Annotated in this window: 19 protein-coding genes; 2 read left to right on the top strand and 17 right to left on the bottom strand. The window is 62.3% G+C overall.

Annotated elements, in window-relative coordinates; all coding sequences use genetic code 11:
* Positions 1-4 precede the first annotated feature (4 nt).
* The 13 genes from Q7T10_RS03150 to Q7T10_RS03090 form a co-directional block, all read right to left on the bottom strand.
* Positions 5-748 carry an ABC transporter ATP-binding protein gene (locus Q7T10_RS03150; protein ID WP_304745818.1) on the bottom strand — a complete coding sequence of 248 codons (744 nt, stop codon included), beginning with the start codon at positions 746-748 and terminating at the stop codon, positions 5-7.
* Positions 745-2,565: a branched-chain amino acid ABC transporter ATP-binding protein/permease gene (locus Q7T10_RS03145; RefSeq protein WP_304745816.1), complete on the bottom strand. Its 1,821-nt coding sequence runs from the start codon at positions 2,563-2,565 to the stop codon at positions 745-747. The genes Q7T10_RS03150 and Q7T10_RS03145 overlap by 4 nt, the downstream gene beginning before the upstream one ends.
* A complete protein-coding gene (locus Q7T10_RS03140; RefSeq protein ID WP_304745814.1) occupies positions 2,562-3,590 on the bottom strand; it encodes a branched-chain amino acid ABC transporter permease in 1,029 nt (342 codons plus the stop codon). The genes Q7T10_RS03145 and Q7T10_RS03140 overlap by 4 nt, the downstream gene beginning before the upstream one ends.
* The gene (locus Q7T10_RS03135) at positions 3,590-4,735 is read right to left on the bottom strand and encodes an ABC transporter substrate-binding protein (protein WP_304745812.1); all 1,146 of its coding nucleotides are present in this window, start codon (positions 4,733-4,735) and stop codon (positions 3,590-3,592) included. The genes Q7T10_RS03140 and Q7T10_RS03135 overlap by 1 nt, the downstream gene beginning before the upstream one ends.
* Complete coding sequence (locus tag Q7T10_RS03130) at positions 4,732-5,400, bottom strand: TetR/AcrR family transcriptional regulator (protein ID WP_304745810.1); 669 nt, start codon at positions 5,398-5,400, stop codon at positions 4,732-4,734. The genes Q7T10_RS03135 and Q7T10_RS03130 overlap by 4 nt, the downstream gene beginning before the upstream one ends.
* Positions 5,401-5,414: 14 nt before the next feature.
* Positions 5,415-6,494: a 1,2-phenylacetyl-CoA epoxidase subunit PaaE gene (gene paaE / locus Q7T10_RS03125; protein WP_304745808.1), complete on the bottom strand. Its 1,080-nt coding sequence runs from the start codon at positions 6,492-6,494 to the stop codon at positions 5,415-5,417.
* Between the two features lie 16 nt (positions 6,495-6,510).
* The gene (paaD, locus tag Q7T10_RS03120; RefSeq protein ID WP_304745912.1) at positions 6,511-7,038 is read right to left on the bottom strand and encodes a 1,2-phenylacetyl-CoA epoxidase subunit PaaD; all 528 of its coding nucleotides are present in this window, start codon (positions 7,036-7,038) and stop codon (positions 6,511-6,513) included.
* Complete coding sequence (gene paaC, locus Q7T10_RS03115; RefSeq protein WP_304745806.1) at positions 7,032-7,832, bottom strand: 1,2-phenylacetyl-CoA epoxidase subunit PaaC; 801 nt, start codon at positions 7,830-7,832, stop codon at positions 7,032-7,034. The genes paaD and paaC overlap by 7 nt, the downstream gene beginning before the upstream one ends.
* 17 nt (positions 7,833-7,849) lie before the next feature.
* Positions 7,850-8,152 (bottom strand): 1,2-phenylacetyl-CoA epoxidase subunit PaaB, encoded by a 303-nt coding sequence (gene paaB, locus Q7T10_RS03110; protein WP_304745803.1) that lies wholly within the window; start codon positions 8,150-8,152, stop codon positions 7,850-7,852.
* A 39-nt stretch (positions 8,153-8,191) separates the two neighbouring features.
* Positions 8,192-9,214 carry a 1,2-phenylacetyl-CoA epoxidase subunit PaaA gene (paaA, locus tag Q7T10_RS03105; protein WP_304745801.1) on the bottom strand — a complete coding sequence of 341 codons (1,023 nt, stop codon included), beginning with the start codon at positions 9,212-9,214 and terminating at the stop codon, positions 8,192-8,194.
* A 40-nt stretch (positions 9,215-9,254) separates the two neighbouring features.
* On the bottom strand, positions 9,255-10,559 hold the full coding sequence (gene paaK, locus Q7T10_RS03100; protein ID WP_304745799.1) for a phenylacetate--CoA ligase PaaK: 1,305 nt from the start codon (positions 10,557-10,559) through the stop codon (positions 9,255-9,257).
* Between the two features lie 37 nt (positions 10,560-10,596).
* A complete protein-coding gene (gene paaI / locus Q7T10_RS03095) occupies positions 10,597-11,064 on the bottom strand; it encodes a hydroxyphenylacetyl-CoA thioesterase PaaI (protein WP_304745797.1) in 468 nt (155 codons plus the stop codon).
* Between the two features lie 201 nt (positions 11,065-11,265).
* Positions 11,266-12,150 (bottom strand): NUDIX hydrolase, encoded by an 885-nt coding sequence (locus Q7T10_RS03090; protein ID WP_304745795.1) that lies wholly within the window; start codon positions 12,148-12,150, stop codon positions 11,266-11,268.
* A gap of 112 nt (positions 12,151-12,262) precedes the next feature.
* On the opposite strand from Q7T10_RS03090, the gene Q7T10_RS03085 reads away from it, so the two are divergent.
* Positions 12,263-13,180, top strand: coding sequence for an SDR family NAD(P)-dependent oxidoreductase (locus tag Q7T10_RS03085; protein WP_304745793.1), 918 nt, complete (start codon positions 12,263-12,265; stop codon positions 13,178-13,180).
* A 45-nt stretch (positions 13,181-13,225) separates the two neighbouring features.
* On the opposite strand, the gene Q7T10_RS03080 is transcribed toward Q7T10_RS03085, so the two are convergent.
* Complete coding sequence (locus Q7T10_RS03080; RefSeq protein ID WP_304745790.1) at positions 13,226-13,624, bottom strand: carboxymuconolactone decarboxylase family protein; 399 nt, start codon at positions 13,622-13,624, stop codon at positions 13,226-13,228.
* A gap of 226 nt (positions 13,625-13,850) precedes the next feature.
* Between Q7T10_RS03080 and Q7T10_RS03075 the strand changes: the two genes are divergently transcribed.
* Positions 13,851-14,936 (top strand): IS110 family transposase, encoded by a 1,086-nt coding sequence (locus Q7T10_RS03075; protein WP_304745788.1) that lies wholly within the window; start codon positions 13,851-13,853, stop codon positions 14,934-14,936.
* A 301-nt stretch (positions 14,937-15,237) separates the two neighbouring features.
* On the opposite strand, the gene Q7T10_RS03070 is transcribed toward Q7T10_RS03075, so the two are convergent.
* From Q7T10_RS03070 to Q7T10_RS03060, 3 genes are all read right to left on the bottom strand, one after another.
* Complete coding sequence (locus Q7T10_RS03070) at positions 15,238-15,894, bottom strand: hypothetical protein (protein WP_304745786.1); 657 nt, start codon at positions 15,892-15,894, stop codon at positions 15,238-15,240.
* A gap of 388 nt (positions 15,895-16,282) precedes the next feature.
* The gene (locus tag Q7T10_RS03065) at positions 16,283-16,882 is read right to left on the bottom strand and encodes a transposase (protein WP_304745784.1); all 600 of its coding nucleotides are present in this window, start codon (positions 16,880-16,882) and stop codon (positions 16,283-16,285) included.
* Positions 16,842-17,477 carry a transposase zinc-binding domain-containing protein gene (locus Q7T10_RS03060; protein WP_304745782.1) on the bottom strand — a complete coding sequence of 212 codons (636 nt, stop codon included), beginning with the start codon at positions 17,475-17,477 and terminating at the stop codon, positions 16,842-16,844. The genes Q7T10_RS03065 and Q7T10_RS03060 overlap by 41 nt, the downstream gene beginning before the upstream one ends.
* Between the last annotated feature and the right edge of the window lie 177 nt (positions 17,478-17,654).

The raw sequence follows: 17,654 nt of genomic DNA, 5'->3' as shown, positions 1-17,654 counted from the left end.
GATCTCAGGGCGCTGGCGCCTTGCGCCCGCCAATGCCCAGGTAGGTTTCGATGATGCGCGGGTCGCTTGCCAGGTCACCGGCAGCGCCGCTGAGTGCCACGCTGCCCATCTCCAGCACATAGGCCCGATCGGCGACGGCCAGTGCGGCCCGTGCGTTTTGCTCCACCAGCAATATGGCGACACCGCGGGCACGCAGAGAAGCCACCACCTGCAGCACTTCGCGCACGATCAAGGGCGCCAAACCCAGGGATGGTTCGTCCAGCATCAACAGCTTGGGCCGGGCCATGAGTGCGCGGCCGATGGCCAGCATCTGCCGCTCGCCACCGGACAGGGTCGATGCCATCTGTGCCCGCCGCTCCTGCAGGCGGGGAAAGATGCCAAACACCTCGTCCCGACAATCGGCCTGATCGCGCTGTCCCCGCCGCCAGCGTGAAAAGCCGCCCAGCAAGAGGTTGTCTTCGACAGACATCTCACCGAACAGCTCGCGCTTTTCGGGCACCAGGCCGACGCCACTGGCCACCAGCACTTCGACCGTCGGGCGGAGAATCAGCTTGCCGTCCAGCCAGACCTCCCCCGTGCTTGGCAGCAGGCCCATGGCAGCGGATAGCAGCGTTGATTTGCCGGCACCGTTGGGGCCAATGACAGTGACGATTTCGCCCGGATTGACGATCAGATCGACCTGGTGGACGGCCTCGACCACGCCATAGCAAACGCTCACACGTTTGAGTTCCAGTACCGGGTTCGTCATGCTGCCAGCTCCCCGTCTGCACCGCCCAGGTAGGCCGCCAACACCGCTGGATTGACCTGCACTTCGGCCGGCGTCCCATGGGCAATGACCTGGCCGAACTCCAGCACTGTGATGCGGTCGGCAATGTTCATGACAAATTCCATATCGTGTTCTACCACCAGAATGGCCAGCCCCTCGTCCCGCAGTTGCGTCAACAACCTGGCCAGTGCCTGTTTTTCAAGGTGTCGCAGGCCGGCCGCGGGCTCGTCCAGCAACAGCACGCTCGGTTGCCCCGTCAGTGCCCGGGCGATCTCCACCACGCGCTGCTGCCCCAGGGCCAGCGAGCCAGTCGCCTCATGCACATGCGCGCCCAGGCCGCAGCGTTCGATCTGGCGGCGAGCCTCCTGCATCAATGCGGATTCTTCCGCACGGTCCAGACGCAGCATGGCGGCCAGCCAGCCGCGCTGGCCCCGCTGGTGCGCGCCCAGCGCCACGTTGTCCAGCACGCTGCGCGTACCCAGCAGACGTACATGCTGGAAGGTGCGACCCAGTCCCCCTGCGGCAAATGCGCGTGACGGCTGGTTTTTCATGTCACGCCCCAGCAGGCTGACCACGCCGGAGCTGGGATCGTCAACGCCCGAGATCATGTTGAAGAAGGTGCTCTTTCCGGCGCCGTTGGGACCAATCAGGGCGTGTACTTCACCGGCGCGAACATCCAGATTCACGTTGTTGTTGGCCAGCAGACCGCCGAATCGCTTGCTCACTGCCGTGGCGCCCAGCACCACACTGCCTTTTGCCGGGAGCGTGCGTTCGGCGAGTTGATGGATCGCCCCGCTGCGTGTCGCGGCCTGCGGATTGAGGTGGCGGTTGACGCGCACCGCCAGGCTGGGCCACAGACCTTCAGGGAAGCGCTGCAGCACGAGCAGCATCAGAAGCCCAAAAACGATTACCTCGAAGTTGCCGCTGCTGCCCAACAGGCTGGGCAAGATATCCTGCAGGTACTGCTTCATCAGCGTGATGAGCGCCGCCCCCAGCACAGCCCCCCACAAGTGGCCGGCGCCACCCACGACCGCCATGAACAGGTATTCGATACCGATGTTCAAGTTGAATGGCGTGGGGTTGACGAAACGCTGCAAGTGCGCATACATCCAGCCTGACAGACTGGCCAGCAGGGCTGCCAGCACAAACACCTTGATGCGGTAGCGTGCCGTGTCCACGCCCATGCTTTCCGCCATGACGCGGCCCGTTTTGAGTGACCGAATGGCCCGGCCCTCCCGGGAGTCCAGCAGGTTGTGCAGTCCCCAGAGCGTCAACAGCAATACGGTCCAGGTCAGGAGGCCCAGCTCCCGCACAGATCTCAGCTCGATCGCACCCACCGACAGGGCGGGCAGTCCGGCCATGCCCGTGTGGCCACCCAGGAATTCGAGATTGCCGAACAGGAAGTACAGGCTCAATCCCCAGGCAATGGTGCCCAGCGGCAGATAGTGGCCGGACAGGCGCAGTGTCACCGAGCCCAGGAACCAGGCGACTGCGGCGCTCATGGCAAGTCCCACGAGCAGCCCGATCCAGGGCAGCAGTGCAGAGCCCGGCGCCAGCCCGACCAGTGCCGCAGCGGCGGGTGCCGTGCAGAACCAGGCGGTGGCATAGGCACCCAGGCCGACGAAAGCCGCCTGGCCAAACGAAGTCATGCCGCCAACGCCGGTGAGCATGACCAGCCCGACCGCGACCAGCGCATACAGGCCGATGTAGTTCAGCATGGTGATGGTGAACTCGGGCAGGAAGCCCCAGATGCCCAGCAGCAGCGCGATGGCACCGAGTGTGAGATGGCGCCGTGTCATTCTTCGTCCTCGACGTGATGGCTGTTGCGCGAGCGCCACCACAACACGGGAATGATCAGGGTGAACACGATGACTTCCTTGAAGGCACTGGCCCAAAATGATGAAAACGATTCCAGCAAGCCCACCAGCAGCGCCCCGGCGAGCGCCAGCGGATAGCTGGCCAGGCCGCCAATGATGGCGGCAACAAAGCCTTTCAGGCCAATCAGAAAGCCGGTGTCGTAGTACACCGTGGTGAGTGGTGCGATCAGCAGCCCAGATACGGCCCCAATGAGCGCCGCCAGCGCAAAGCTCAGGTCGCCCGACAGTTCCGTGGGGATGCCCATGAGCCGTGCGCCGACGCGGTTCATCGCCGTGGCACGCAAGGCCTTGCCGACAATCGAGCGTTCAAAAAACAGGAACATCAGGGTGACCAGCACGCTGGCCACACCCATGACCACCAGCGACTGTCCGCTGACCGGGATGCCGCCCAGATCGAGGCGCAGTTCCGAAAATGGGGGTGTGCGCGAGCCCTCGGCACCGAAAAACAGCAGGCCCAGTCCCACCAGTACGCCGTGCAGGGCAACCGACACTATCAATAACGTCAACACCGTGGCATGCGCCAGTGGCCGGTAGGCCAGCCGGTAGAGCAGGGGGCCCAGGGGGGTGATCACCAGCAGGGTGGCGATGGCCTGCCCCGTCAATGAAGCAGGTGCCAGCACCAGAGCCACGACCGCGGCCAGGGCGGGGAAAATGAGGGCCCACACAGCGGTTGATTTCCAGTCAACCGCCACACCGCGCTGGTGCCTTATGGTTTCCACCAGCAGGGTGAGCGCCGCCAGCGCGAGCAACAGCCACAGGGTGCCCGGGCTGCGGCCCGCCTGCAGCGTTGCCATGGTCAGGGCGCCAAAGGCGACAAACTCGCCTTGCGGGATGAAGATGACACGGGTGACGGAAAACACCAGCACCAGCGCCAGCGCCATCAGGGCATAGACGGCACCGTTCACGATGCCGTCCTGCGCCAACAGCAAGGCGATTTGCAGGTCCATCAGGGCTGGTACTTCCAGGCGCCGCCTTCGATCTTGACCATCACGCGTGCGCGCTGGTCCAGGCCCAGGTGGTCGGTAGCCGACATGTTGAAGACGCCGTGCGCACCGGCCAGTTCCTTGACTGCTTCCAGTTCGTCACGCAGTGCGACGCGGAATGCCACGGTGCCCGGTTTGGCTTTCTTGAGCGCAGCAGCAGCAGCCACTTCCATCAGCTTGCCGGCGTCCCAGGCGTGTGCGCCGAAGGTCGAAACTGATCCTTTCCCATTGGCGGCTTCATACTTTTCCACGTACGCTTGTGCCGATTTTTTCAGTGGATGGCTGGCGGGCAGCTGGGCGGCCACCAGGACCGGACCTGAGGGTAGGAACGTGCCTTCCACGTCTTTGCCACCCACGCGCAGGAAATCGTTGTTGGCGACGCCGTGCGTCTGGTAGAACTTGCCGTTGTAGCCGCGCTCCTTGAGTGCACGCTGTGGCAGTACGGCCGGAGTTCCAGAACCCGCGATCAGCACAGCGTCGGGCTTGGCAGCAACAATCTTGAGCACCTGGCCGGTCACCGATGTGTCGGTGCGGTTGAAGCGCTCGTTGGCAACGATCTGGATGTTCTTCAGGGCGGCAATTTTGCTGAATTCCTGATACCAGCCTTCGCCGTACGCATCAGAAAAACCGATGAATCCAACGGTCTTGACACCGCTGCTGGCCATGTGGGCCACGATGGCCAGTGACATCATGATGTCATTTTGCGGGGTCTTGAAGACCCAGCGTTTCTTGGCATCCTGGGGTTCCACGATGCGGGCGGACGCCGCCATGGAAACCATGGGCGTCTGCGACTCGGCCGCCACATCGATCATGGCCAGCGAGTTGGGCGTGGTGGTGGAGCCCAGCAGCACATCGACCTTGTGTTCGTTGATGAGTTTGCGGGTGTTGGTCACTGCCGCCGTGGTGTCGGACGCATCGTCGAGCACGATGTAGTTGACTTTCTGGCCCCCGATGCTGGTGGGCATCAAGGCAATGGTGTTTTTCTCCGGAATGCCCAGTGACGCGGCGGGTCCGGTGGCCGATACGGTGACGCCAACGTTGATGTCGGCATGGGCCAGGGTGGCGGCTACCAGGGCGGCCACCAGGGTCAAAGTTTTCTTGAAAGTCATGTCATGTCTCCTGTTAAAAGTGTTTTCGAAGCGGATCGCGTGCGGCGGGTTGGTGGGGGCGTTGCTGGGTCAAGCCGCACGGCACCCAGTCCGCCCAGAAACAGGTCGGCCACCACAGGGGCCATCTCTGCGTGGGAAAGCTTACCTTCAGGCTGCAGCCAGGTGAACATCCAGTTCATCATGCCGAACAGCAGCATGGCCAATGGCTTGTTCAGGCTGGCGGCCACCAGTTCAGGCCGGGCCAGCGCCACGGCCTGGGCAAATGCGGTGACCACTTTGCGCTGGACGGACAAGACCCGGTCCTGGTCCTGCGGATCCAGAAATTTCACGTCTTCAGTCAGGACCCGGTGTGCGTGGCGTGCACCGGCGTATTCCTCGACAAAGCGCTCAATGAGTTGGCGCAGGCAGGCATCGGGGGATAAACCCAGCCCTTGCACTTCCTCCACCACGGTCTGCAGGCGGGAGACGTGGCTGGTGGCGATCTCGGCCAGCAGTTGCGATTTGTCGCGCACGTAGTGGTAGAGGGCGGGCTTGGAGACGCCGCAGGCCTTGGCCACCTCATTCATGGAGGTGCTGCTGTAACCCCGGGTGGCAAACAGCTCGGCCGCGCGGGCCAGAATGTCCTCACGCTGGGTGTCGTAGCCGGGGGCGCGTCCGCGGGCCATGTGTCGTCGTTCGCTCAGCGTTCGTCGAAGGAAATGACCACACGCTCGGTGAGCGGGTGGGATTGGCAGGTCAGCACATAGCCTGCTGCCACCTCGTGCGCTTCCAATGCAAAGTTGCGCTCCATGCGCACTTCGCCTTCGATCAGCTTGGCCCGGCAGGTGCAGCACACGCCGGATTTGCAGGAGTACGGCACTTCCAGTCCGGCCTGTGCTGCGGCCTCCAGAATGTTGCCGTGGTCGGTCCGAAATTCAATTTCCCGGCTCAGACCATCGCGAATGATCAACACTTTGGCCTGGGGCGCATCGCCCGCCAGTACGGCTTGCGCCGGTACCTGGCCGCCGGCGGCTGCCGGCACGCCAAAGCGCTCGATGTGAATGCGCTCGGACGCCACACCGGCGGCGCGCAAGGCAGCCTCCGCCTCGTCGTTGAAACCATAGGGGCCGCAGACAAAGACGTGGTCGAGGCGCTGCGGCTGAATCACCGGACCCAGGAACTCGGCGAGCTTGTGCTGATTCAGGCGTCCGCTGTTGAGCGGCGCGTCCATCTGTTCCTGCGAGAACACGAGGTGCAACTCCAGTCGCGTCAGGTAACGGTTCTTGAGGTCTTCGATCTCCTCCTTGAACATGGTGGATTTCTGCCGGCGGTTGCCGTAAATCAGGGTGAAGGTCGATAGCGGCTCACGGGCCAGCACGGACTTCATGATGGACAGAATCGGCGTGATGCCGCTGCCGCCGGCAATGCCCAGATAGTGGCGAGCCGCCTGTGCATCCAGCGGCACAAAAAAACGGCCTTCGGGTGGCAGGACGTCGATGCTGTCGTCGACGTGAAACTGCTCGTTGATCCAGGTCGATACCAGTCCCCCCGGCACCTTGCGCACGCCAATTCGCAGGTCATCGTCATCGACGCCAGAGCAGATGGAATAGGAGCGACGCTGTTCCTCGCCGCCGAGCCGGCTGCGCAGCGTCAGGTGCTGCCCCTGGGTGAAGCGGTATTCGTTCTTCAGTGACTCTGGCACCTCAAAAGAAACGATCACTGCCTCGTCGGTGTCGGCTTCCACCTGCTTCACGCGCAGGGTATGGAAATGGGTACTCATGGCCAGTTCTTTCGGTTCATAGGGGCTTGAAATGCTCAAACGGCTCCTTGCAGGCCAGGCAGCGGTAGAGTGCCTTGCATGCGGTGGAACCAAAGGCCGAAATGCGCTCGGTATTGGCGCTGCCACAGCGTGGGCAGTCCAGCGCGGGGGCTTTGTGGCGCGGCGTGAAGCGCATGACCACGCCCTCGCCGGAGGCGACTGGTCCGGGCGGCGCAATGCCGTAGTCGCGCAGTTTGGTCTTGCCTTCAGCGCTGATCCAGTCGGTGGTCCAGGCCGGCGCGCGCTGCAATGTCACGCTCACGGGCGAAAAGCCGGCGGCCTCAAGGGCAGCCACGACATTCGACTCGATCAGCTCGGTGGCCGGGCAGCCCGAATAGGTGGGGGTCAACACCACGTGCAGGCCACTGCCTTGCAGCAGTACATCGCGCACGATGCCCAACTCGCACACCGAAACGACCGGGACCTCGGGGTCAAGCACGGTCTGCAAAACCGCCCAGGCTTGCGCCAGACGCGGTGTCTGCGTGGGGCTGGCAGCGTTCACCAGATCCCTCCGGGGAAAGCGCGTTGCAGGTATTGCATCTCGGTCAAAATGAAGCCCATGTGTTCGCTGTGGCGGCCTGTTTTCCCCGTGCTGATAAAGGCGGTCGGTTTGGGCAGTTGCAGGCCCGCCGCATTCAGTACGCCGCTCACCTCTGTCATCCAGTCGTCACGCACATCGCCCCAGCGCGGCCCCAGGCCAGTCTGGCTGGCCGCATCGTCGACGGCATCGTTCTCGAACATCTCGGCGACATAGGGCCACATGAGCGTCAGCGCATCCTGCATGCGGCGACTCGAATCCTCGGTGCCGTCACCCAGGCGCACCACCCAGTCGCCCGCATGCTGCTGGTGGTAACGCGATTCCTTGAGGGCCTTGCCGGCAATGGCCGCCAGCTCGGTATCCCGGGAGGTCAGCAAACGCTGCCACAGCTGCTTGAACAGGGTGGCCATGACGAAATTGCGCAGCACCGTGAAGGCAAAGTCTCCCCGACCAGTGCGCGCACCGCGCAGCGAATTGGGCAGCTCTGCCAGGGTCAGGTTGAGGTAGTCCCGCTCATCCCGCAAAAATGCCAGCTGGTCTTCGTCGCGCCCCTGGCCTTCAAGCTGGCCGGCCCGGGTGAGCAGCGCACGTGACTGGCCAATCAGGTCCAGTGCCATATTGGTCAGCGCAATGTCTTCTTCCAGCGCGGGCGCATGGCCGCACCATTCGCCCAGCCGCTGGGCGAGGATCAGGCAACTGTCGGCCAGGCGCAGCACATAGCGGACTTGCGCGTCGCTGGTCAGGGGCAAGGAGGCTTGCATGGAATGACTCCCATCCATCACATGTGGTCCACGGCTTTGGGCAGCGCGTAGAACGTGGGGTGGCGATACACCTTGTCTTCCATGGGATCGAAGAAGCTGCCTTTCTGGCCCGGGTCGGAGGCGACGATCTGGTCGGAGCGAACGACCCAGATGCTGACGCCCTCTTGCCGGCGGGTGTAGACGTCGCGTGCCAGCTGGACGGCCATGGTGGAATCGCTGGCGTGCAGGCTGCCGCAGTGTTTGTGGTCCAGGCCCGCCTTGCTGCGAACGAAGACTTCCCACAGAGGCCATTCGGCAGCGGTAGTTTGGGTATTGCTCATGTTGATTCCTTGGAAGTTGTTGGCGCGGTGCAGTGCGGGTCAGGCCGCTTGTTCCTGCTGCGCATGTTTCGCCGCATAGGCCAGTGCTGCTTCGCGCACCCACGCACCGTCTTCCCAGGCGTCGACGCGCGCGGCCAGGCGCTCCCGGTTGCAGGGTCCGTCGCCGCCCACCACGCGCCAGAACTCGGCCCAGTCGATGGGACCCACGTCGTAATGCTGGCGTTCCTCATTCCAGCGCAGCGCCGGGTCGGGCAGGGTGACGCCCAGTACCTTGGCCTGCTCCACGGTGGCGTCAACGAACTTCTGGCGCAAGTCGTCGTTGCTGATGCGCTTGATGCCCCAGCGCATGGACTGCGCCGTGTTGGGGGATTCTGCGTCAGGCGGGCCGAACATCATCAGCGACGGCCACCACCAGCGGTTCACCGCGTCCTGCACCATGTCGCGCTGGGCGGGCGTGCCTTGCGTCATCATGGTCAGCAGCGCCTCATAGCCCTGGCGCTGGTGAAAGGACTCTTCGCGGCATATGCGAATCATGGCGCGCGCATAAGGGGCGTAAGAACAGCGGCACAGCGGCACCTGGTTCATGATGGCGGCGCCGTCTACCAGCCAGCCGATGACGCCCATGTCGGCCCAGGTCAGGGTCGGGTAGTTGAAGATGGAGCTGTATTTGGCGCGGCCGGTATGCAGCGCGTCAAGCAACTGGTCACGCGAGGTGCCCAGGGTCTCGGCCGCCGCATACAGGTAGAGACCGTGTCCGCCTTCATCCTGCACTTTGGCCAGCAGGATGGCCTTGCGTTTGAGGGTGGGTGCGCGGCTGATCCAGTTGCCCTCGGGCAGCATGCCCACAATTTCGGAGTGGGCGTGCTGGCTGATCTGGCGTACCAGTGTCTTGCGGTAATGCTCGGGCATCCAGTCCTTGGCTTCAATGAAGTCACCGGCGTCGATGCGGGCTTCAAATGATTGCTCGGCCTGCAGGTCTTCCGCGCTGCGCAGCATTTTCTTGGCTGCAGCCTGTTCCCTGATTTCCTCCGGGCTCATGTTGTCCATGGATTGCGTGTACATGTGCAGCTCCTGTGAAAGTTGGTTCTGTCTGAGGTGCGGGTTACATCTTGCGCAGGTCGATCACGCGTCTGGCCTTGCCGACCAGCGTGCGCTCGATGCTGTCGGGCAATCCCACGGTAACCTGCGTGCTGATGCCTACGAAGGCCTTGATCCGGGCCCGAACCCAGTCGCGTGCTTCATCCGCGCTGATGGTCGCCGAAGGCAGCAACTCGCAGCGCACTTCCACCGCGTCCAGGCTGTCGTCCCGTGTCACGACCAGCTGATACTGGCCGGACAGCTGGCCGTGCTTCAGCACGATCTCTTCAATCTGCGTGGGAAAGACGTTGACGCCGCGAATGATCAGCATGTCGTCGCTGCGGCCCACAATCTTGCCCATGCGGCGCATGCTGCGGGAGGTGGGCGGCAGCAGGCGCGTCAGATCACGCGTGCGGTAGCGGATCACCGGCAGGGCTTCCTTGGTGAGCGAGGTGAAAACCAGTTCGCCTTCCGAGCCATCCGGCAGCACTTCACCCGTGTCCGGGTCAATGACTTCAGGATAAAAATGATCTTCCCAGATCACCGGGCCGTCCTTGCTTTCAATGCATTCGCTGGCCACGCCTGGCCCCATCACTTCGGACAGGCCATAGATGTCGACAGCGTCAAGCCCGGCATTCGCTTCGATCTCGGTGCGCAGTGCCTCGGTCCAGGGCTCGGCACCGAAGATGCCCACCTTGAGACTGGACGCCCGGGGGTCCAGTCCCTGGCGCACGAACTCTTCAATCACCACCTGCATGTAGCTGGGCGTGACCATGATGATGTCCGGCTTGAAGTCCTGGATCAATTGCACCTGCTTTTCCGTCTGCCCGCCGGACATCGGAATCACCGTGCAGCCGGCGCGCTCGGCGCCGTAATGCGCGCCCAGGCCGCCGGTGAACAGACCGTAGCCGTAGGCCACATGCACCATGTCACCGGGACGGCCACCAGCGGCGCGGATGGAGCGCGCCACCACGTTGGCCCAGTTGTCAATGTCTTTCAGCGTGTAGCCCACCACCGTGGGTTTGCCGGTGGTGCCCGACGAGGCGTGGATGCGCGCCACCCGCTCTCTCGGTACCGCCAGCATGCCGAACGGGTAGTTGGCGCGCAGGTCCTGTTTGGTGGTGAACGGAAACTTGACCAGGTCCGCCAGCGTTTTCAGATCGCGAGGGTGCACGCCCCTGACATCAAAAGCGGCACGGTAATGCGGCACGTTGTCATAGGCGTGCTGCAGCGTCCACTTCAGCCGTTCGGTTTGCAGGGCCTGCAATTCGTCCTGGCTGGCCTTCTCGATGTGTTCCAGATCACCTGGAGCGGGAGTCTTGACTGGCATGGTGGGGTGAATCCTTATGGCCGAGGTTTGTCCGGGCTCAACTGGCTGAAATGGGGAGATCGGTCAGGGCCACCACCGGCTTGCCCTTCATGCGGTAGGAGCGACCACGGAAAACCGCCACACGCACGCCGTTCTGGTTGCTCACCTCCACGTCGTAGACACCCGTGCGACCGCTCAGGCTGACTTCGGTTGCGCGCGCCGTCAGCACATCGCCGCCGCGCACCGGCGCGATGAAGTCGACGGTCAGGGACGAAGCCACGGTGAGTTCGTTGTAGGAGTTGCAGGCAAACGCAAAAGCAGAGTCTGCCAGCAGGGTGATGAACCCGCCGTGACAGATGTCAAAACCGTTGAGCATGTCATCGCGTACCAGCATCTCGATCTGGGCCGAGCCCGGGCTGATCTGGGTGACACGCAGACCCAGGCCGCGAGAGGCACGGTCCTTGGCCATCATGCCAACTGCCACGGCATCGGCAATTTGTTGTGGGTTCATGTCGGATTCAGTCATCAGGTTCTCTGGCGATTGTTGGATAGCCGCGTATTGATCTGAAACAACCAATACTCTACCGACCGGTCGGTAAACAATATATCCATCATATCGTTGATACAGGTCACCCCTGACTAGTGAAGACCCTGATGCGCTTGGCGCGAAACTGATGGCGGTGAACGGCCGCGCCGGCCGGGCAGCGCCGACCGCCTTTCCCGGCTGTCAGTCAAACAGCCCGTCGAAGCCGGTCATGGGCTCAAAGCGTTTGTTGCGGTAGATCAGCCGGGTCGGGCCCGGCAGCGCGCGCGCGCTGACCGAATGGCGCTCGTCGCCGGGGTAGCAAATGACGCGCGAACCTTCATGCTCGAACGGCTCGGGCTCAATCACCGGGGGCAGGCGACCGCGTGCGGCCTGCAGCACGCTTTGCACGCTGGCGTGACCGGCCAACTGGATCAGACTCATGATCTGCGGCGGTGCGAGCTCGATCTGACCCTGCCAGTATTGCTCCAGTGCGGCGCGGGGTCTGAGCCAGACGCTTTCAGTCGTCTCGTGGTTGTCATGGCTGGCAATCTGATCCGCGGGTACCGCCGAGACAAAGAAGCGGGTGTCGAAGCGCTTGTTCGTCACCGACGGCATCCTCGGGGTAATCCAGCGCGACCAGGGCAGCACGCTGCTGCTCTGCAGGCGCAAGGCCATCTGTGACAGCACGGCATCAAAGCCGCGACCTTGGCGCAGCAGCTCGGCGGCCCGCGCTGCATGCTCAGCGGAGGCACCGTGCGCAAACAGAATGCCCGATTCCTCGAACGCCTCCCGCAATGCCGCCACATACAGGCTGGCCGCAGTCAGGGGCTCAATGTCAGGCTCATTCAGACCCGCGTGCAGCGCATGCAGGGGCTGGTCCAGGTGCGCCTCCATGTCCAGCTGCGCGTCAGACGGGTCCACCTTGCCGCCGGGAAACACATAGGCCCCGCCCAGCACGTCGGACAGACCGTGGCGCTTGAGCAGAAAAACTTCGATGCCCGCGACACCGTCGTCCGTGTCGCGCAGCATCACCACGGTGGCGGCCGCGCGGGGTGGAGCGGAGACGACTTCAGAATTCAGTTCCATGGACGGCTTTCAGTTGGGCTCTGCACAGTGAATTAAAGTACAGGGTTGGTCGTCTGAGACTATCAGAGTCTCAGCCCTCAATTTATCTCCCTCACATCAGGAAAAAAAAGCCATGACTATTGATTTCAAAGGCCGCGTGGCCATCGTGACCGGCGCCGGCGGCGGACTGGGTCGTCAACATGCCCTGGCGCTGGCGGCGCGTGGCGCCAAGGTGCTGGTGAACGATCTGGGCGGCGCGCGCGACGGCTCCGGTGGCTCGGTGAGCGCCGCCGAGGCCGTGGTGGCCGAGATCAAGGCAGCCGGCGGCGAGGCGATGGCCAACGGTGCGTCGGTGACCGACTTTGCGGCGGTGCAAGCCATGGTGCAGCAGGTGATGGACGCCTGGGGCCGTGTGGACGTTCTGGTGAACAACGCGGGCATTCTGCGTGACAAAAGCTTTGCCAAGATGGAGCTGGCTGACTTTGAACTGGTGGTGGACGTGCACCTGATGGGCGCCGTGCACTGCACCAAGGCGGTGTGGGCCATCATGAATGAGCAGAAGTACGGCCGTATTGTCATGACCACCTCGTCGAGCGGCCTGTACGGCAACTTTGGCCAGTCCAACTATGGCGCGGCCAAGATGGCGCTGGTGGGCCTGATGCAGACCCTGTCGCTTGAAGGCGCCAAAAACGACATTCGTGTCAATTGCCTGGCACCCACGGCCGCCACCCGCATGACCGAGGGCCTGATGCCCGAGGCCATTCTGGAAGCCCTCAAGCCCGAGGCCGTGGTGCCGGCCATGCTGGTGCTGGCCTCGCAAGACGCGCCCACCCGCACCATCCTGTGTGCGGGCGCCGGCACCTTTGAGGCGGCCCATATCACCATGACACAGGGCGCCTGGATTGGCACCGACGCGCAGGCCCCGGAGCGCCTGGCCGAGCGTCTGGCCGAGGTGACTGATCGTGCCGGGGAAACAGTGCCGCAAAGCGGCGCTGCGCAGGGCACCAACGAGGTGACCAAAGCGATGGCCAACGTGGCACGGACTGCCTGATCTGATCGAGAACGCCCTGTCGGTGCGCCACTGCCGTAAGAAGGGCTAGGTGGCTGTTCGGGGGATGGACGTTTCGGGCGATTCAATGGGCTGGATACCGAAGACCTTTCCGAAGGTGCCGCCTGCCCACATGAACCCCATGAAAGCGACGAGTTCAACGAGTTCGGGTTCGGAGAAGTGCTCGCGCATGATGTTGAGTTGAGTCTCATCGATTTCGCGGTGGTCGGCTGCGAACAGCTGCGCCAGCCCGACGGCTAGCGAGGTGCGCAATGCCTCATGCATGGACTCAGGCGGACCGCCTTTGGCCATGCAGTACTCACAGCCATGACCAAGTGCCAGTGTCCGGCGAACCTGCTCCAGCAGATCGGCGGGAAGGACAGAGCGAGAATAGAATACTTCTTCAAGCTTTGACCACGGCTCCAAGACGTGAGGGGCGTGGCCCATCACTCTTTCGTACGGCGTTGCGCCGATGGGGGATCGCGAAATTCTCGCCATGGTGAATGTGGCCATTTAACCTAGAAGTGACCGGCGGACTATAGGCAGACGACAGCCTGCCGCAAGGACGTCCGCGTCGACTGATGGGATGGACTCCCCCGTTTTTTTGCGCAATATTTGCGTACTGGTCTTCATTGGCGTGGGGAGCAGTTCTTTAAAACGTAAGGAGTCCGACATGAATGCTACTACTGTTGCCGTCGATCTTGCAAAGTCCGTGTTTCAACTCGCTGTTGCCGATGAACATTGGCGTGTGGTTGAAACACAGCGCCTCACCCGCACTCAGTTTGAACGGTGGTTCTTGAACCGTGAAGTGTCTCTGGTCATCATGGAAGCCTGTGGCTCGGCGCACCACTGGGGCCGCTGGCTCAATGGCCTGGGCATTGAGGTGCGGCTACTACCGGCCCAGTACATCCGCGCCTATGTCAAACGTAACAAGACCGATGCGGCAGACGCGGCGGCACTCCTGGAAGCGGCACGGGCCTCTGACATGCGCCCGGTGCGCGTCAAGTCGGTTGAGCAACAGGCCCTGCAAGGCATGCACCGCATCCGCAGCCTTTGGATGGGTACGCGCACCAGCCGCATCAACGCCTTGCGTGGCTTTTGCCGTGAGTTCGGCATTGCCATCCCCATGGGTGCGCGTACCGGCGTTGAAGCGATCAGCCGTGTGCTGGCCGATCCGGGCACCGCAATTCCCGATTTGATCCGTGGCACGGCCAAGTTGTTGGTCGAAGAGATTCGTCTGCTCGAAGGCCGGATCGCCCAACTGGAGCGTGAGTTGGCAGCCCTGGCCAAGTTGAGCCCGGCCTGCACGACCTTGCTGTCGATTCCGGGCATTGGCCTGCTCACCGCCACCGCCCTGGTGGCAGCTACCTCGGGCGATGTGAGCCACTTCAAGGATGCGCGCCACTTCTCCAGCTGGTTTGGCTTGACACCCAAGGAGTACAGCTCGGGCAACAGCCGCTACCTGGGGCGCATCTCCAAGAAGGGGGACCGCTACCTGCGCATGTTGTTGACCCACGGCGCCAGGAGCGTATTGCGCGCCTCCAAGGTGGCGGACAACGCAGGACGTGAAGTCTGCGGTGTGCGCCGCTGGGCGCTGGATGTGCAGGCCAGAAGCAATCACAACAAGGCGGCGTGTGCGCTGGCCAACAAGCTGGCGCGGATTTGTTATGCCACGCTCAGGGATAAGGAGCCGTTTGGTGAACAAACCGTGCGGCTTGGCAAGAAGATCAGCAGGGAGAGTTTTGTGATGCCAGCTTGATTGCCAACATCCAGAACAGCCGTCACCAAGAAGAAGTTTTGAACACCCATCACGCGTTGCGACGAGATTGATCGACCATCATGGCCAACCGGGTTCACCCCACACCGACTGACGCCGATAACACTTCCGGCAGCTTGCCTGCCGTTCGTATCGACTGGCGCATCGGTGACGCAGATTCCATGTCGGCACGGACCACAACAGAGTCCACCTTAGATGCCGGATATACGACTGCAGGCGCATCCCCAACAGCCAAACTATCGGTCAGTTTCTTGCACTTGTGGGGGAGTCCATATATGCCATGTTAGACGCGCACATTCGCTTCCTCCAGAAGCTGGGTGATCTTCGTATAGTACCCATGCCAGTCGCCAGCATCGGCTTCAATGGTGAGCTTTCGGCAGTTAAGCGATGCAAATAGCGAGTCGGTGAGGCCTCGGTACTCCTCGTACATGGTGGTGAGACCTAGCAACCCTTCGAGCTTTCGATGTTTAGCATACGGCGAGCGAAGTTTCCAATCAAGCTGGTAGGACTCCCACTTGCCTCCCCGCGCCTCGAAGACAGCGTGGATGGCACGCCGGACATCAGTGTGACGAAAGTAGATCACCACCGGGCCCAACGGGTCGAGAACACCCATCAACTCCGCAACGTGTGCCCTAAGATCAGTCGCCCGCATCTCCATCATGAACAGATGCGTCTGATCACCATGAAATAGCTGCCCGTCCATGACGGTGAAGACGCGATCATTCAGTCGACGGTCTACGTAGCGCGCCCATTTCGCACGGACTCGGCACGCAAGTACGCTCGGTTCTACTTCCAACCAAGGCTGGAAGAAATCTGCGAGATCGTCGGAGGCACGCACTGGGTGAGGGTCTGCCGCCTCGGTATAGGTCGCAACCTGCAATCCCGCAGCTGTAATTCGTTCGCCAAACGCGCGGGAGGCCGTCGATTTGCCGGCACCCATGATGCCCTCGAAGATCAGAAGTCGGGATGGAGAACTCACGGGCCGCGCAGCGGTGTCGGTCTAACGATTAGCGTTTATCCGCCGCGCTGCGATGCTGATAGAAACCATAAAAGCCTCCCGCGGCTGATAAACCATGTTGGACTGAACCGCCTGCAGAGGCAGTCGCTATAGGGGATTGAAAGCTTCACCCCATGTGTTGAATCGAATTATGACCCGGCTTGCACCAACGCCCGCCAGTCAAGATCGTGACGATCCGGCGCAGCACCTTGCAATCCGGCGTAGTGCATGCGTATCTGCGCTGCCCTGGCGTGGTCTTTCCAATACAACGCGCAGCAGCACCCCGCAGCCTCTCGTGCTGCAATGCCAAACCATCCCAATACCCGCCACCTCATGGTGGTCCCCGGTTCGTGGGTATTACGGTGTGCTCTGGCGTGGGCAGTCGTGCCTGTCCATGTGAGACGGCCGTGATTTGCAACTGCCCCACCTTGCAAAATGGACACAAGCGCAGATCGATTCTGGTCACCCGTGCCATGAAGTCATGGGCGCACTCTATGGCCCGCACACTGGGCTGTGGCATGTGCAGGGACTGGCGGGCCGCTGTGAGTTGGACTCCTTTGCAGGCTGAGGCTAGCACCCCATAGTGGCGGATACGCTTGAGACCGGTGGGCAGGATGTGCAACAGGAAACGGCGCACAAACTCTTCTCCCTCCAAACGCTCCAGGCGTTTCCCACCCTGGTCGTTGACGCGAACATTGAATGCCACCTCGTCGGATGTAATGGTGCGAATACGCTCATTGCTGATCGCCGTGCGGTGCGTGTAGCGGCTCAGGTACTCCAGCACCTGGGCGGTGCCACCCAGCGGGGCCTTGGCATAAACAACCCATGCGTGTTTGTAGAGTTGACGTTGGCGCTCATTCCAAAGCGTCCCAGAGGCTTGTGGATCGCGTTCAATCTGGCCGGCGCGACGCGCCTGTCCAAGCGCTTGCATAAACTTGCCCCGAAACACACTGGACAAGGCCTCCACCGGGAACAAGTAATCTGGCGCGCGCCGGTGTGGCCCATATCCGGTCTTGATTCAACACCCCGCAAGCCATCACCCCGTGAACATGCAGGTGCACCAGCAGGTCCTGCGTCCAAGTATGTAGTACCAAACTGAAGGCGGGTTTGCCACCAGTCATCCCCATCCACTTTGGGTTCGCCGCAAACTCCGTTAGTGTCTGGGCGGTGCAGGTAAACAGGGTATCGATGACCCAGCGTGGGTGGGCTGCGTACAAGGCGTTCAAGCAGTGCGGCAAGGTAAATACCAGGTGCACATAGGGCACGTCCAGCACTTCACTCAGGCGCCCCTGTAGCCACGCATCTTTGGCGCGCATGCCGCACTGCGGGCAGTGCCGGTTACGGCACGAGTGGTATTGCCAGTGGTTGTGACCACACTGGTCGCACTCCAGTCGGTCGCCACCAAGGGCTTCGGTGCGACAGGCAACGATACCCCGCCAGGCTTTGGCCTGGGGGGTGTTCAGGGTGTGTGTTGCCAGATATTGCGCACCGAAGCTGCGCAGCACCTGGGCTACGGTGCCTGCCATGGCAGTACGGGTGCGGGTAGCGCAGGACTACCCGCCTGGATCTATGACGGGATACAAACCTGCCAGCAGGTCCAATGGGTCGATGTCTTTGGGTGGCCGAAACTGTGGACTGATGAGATGCAAGTAGCGTCCGGTGGTAGCAATGTGGGTGTGGCCCAAGAGCTTTTGGATGGTGTA

The organism is Rhodoferax sp., assembly GCF_030646845.1.
GTDB lineage: Bacteria > Pseudomonadota > Gammaproteobacteria > Burkholderiales > Burkholderiaceae_C > Rhodoferax.
This window is presented reverse-complemented; position numbering and strand designations above follow the sequence as displayed.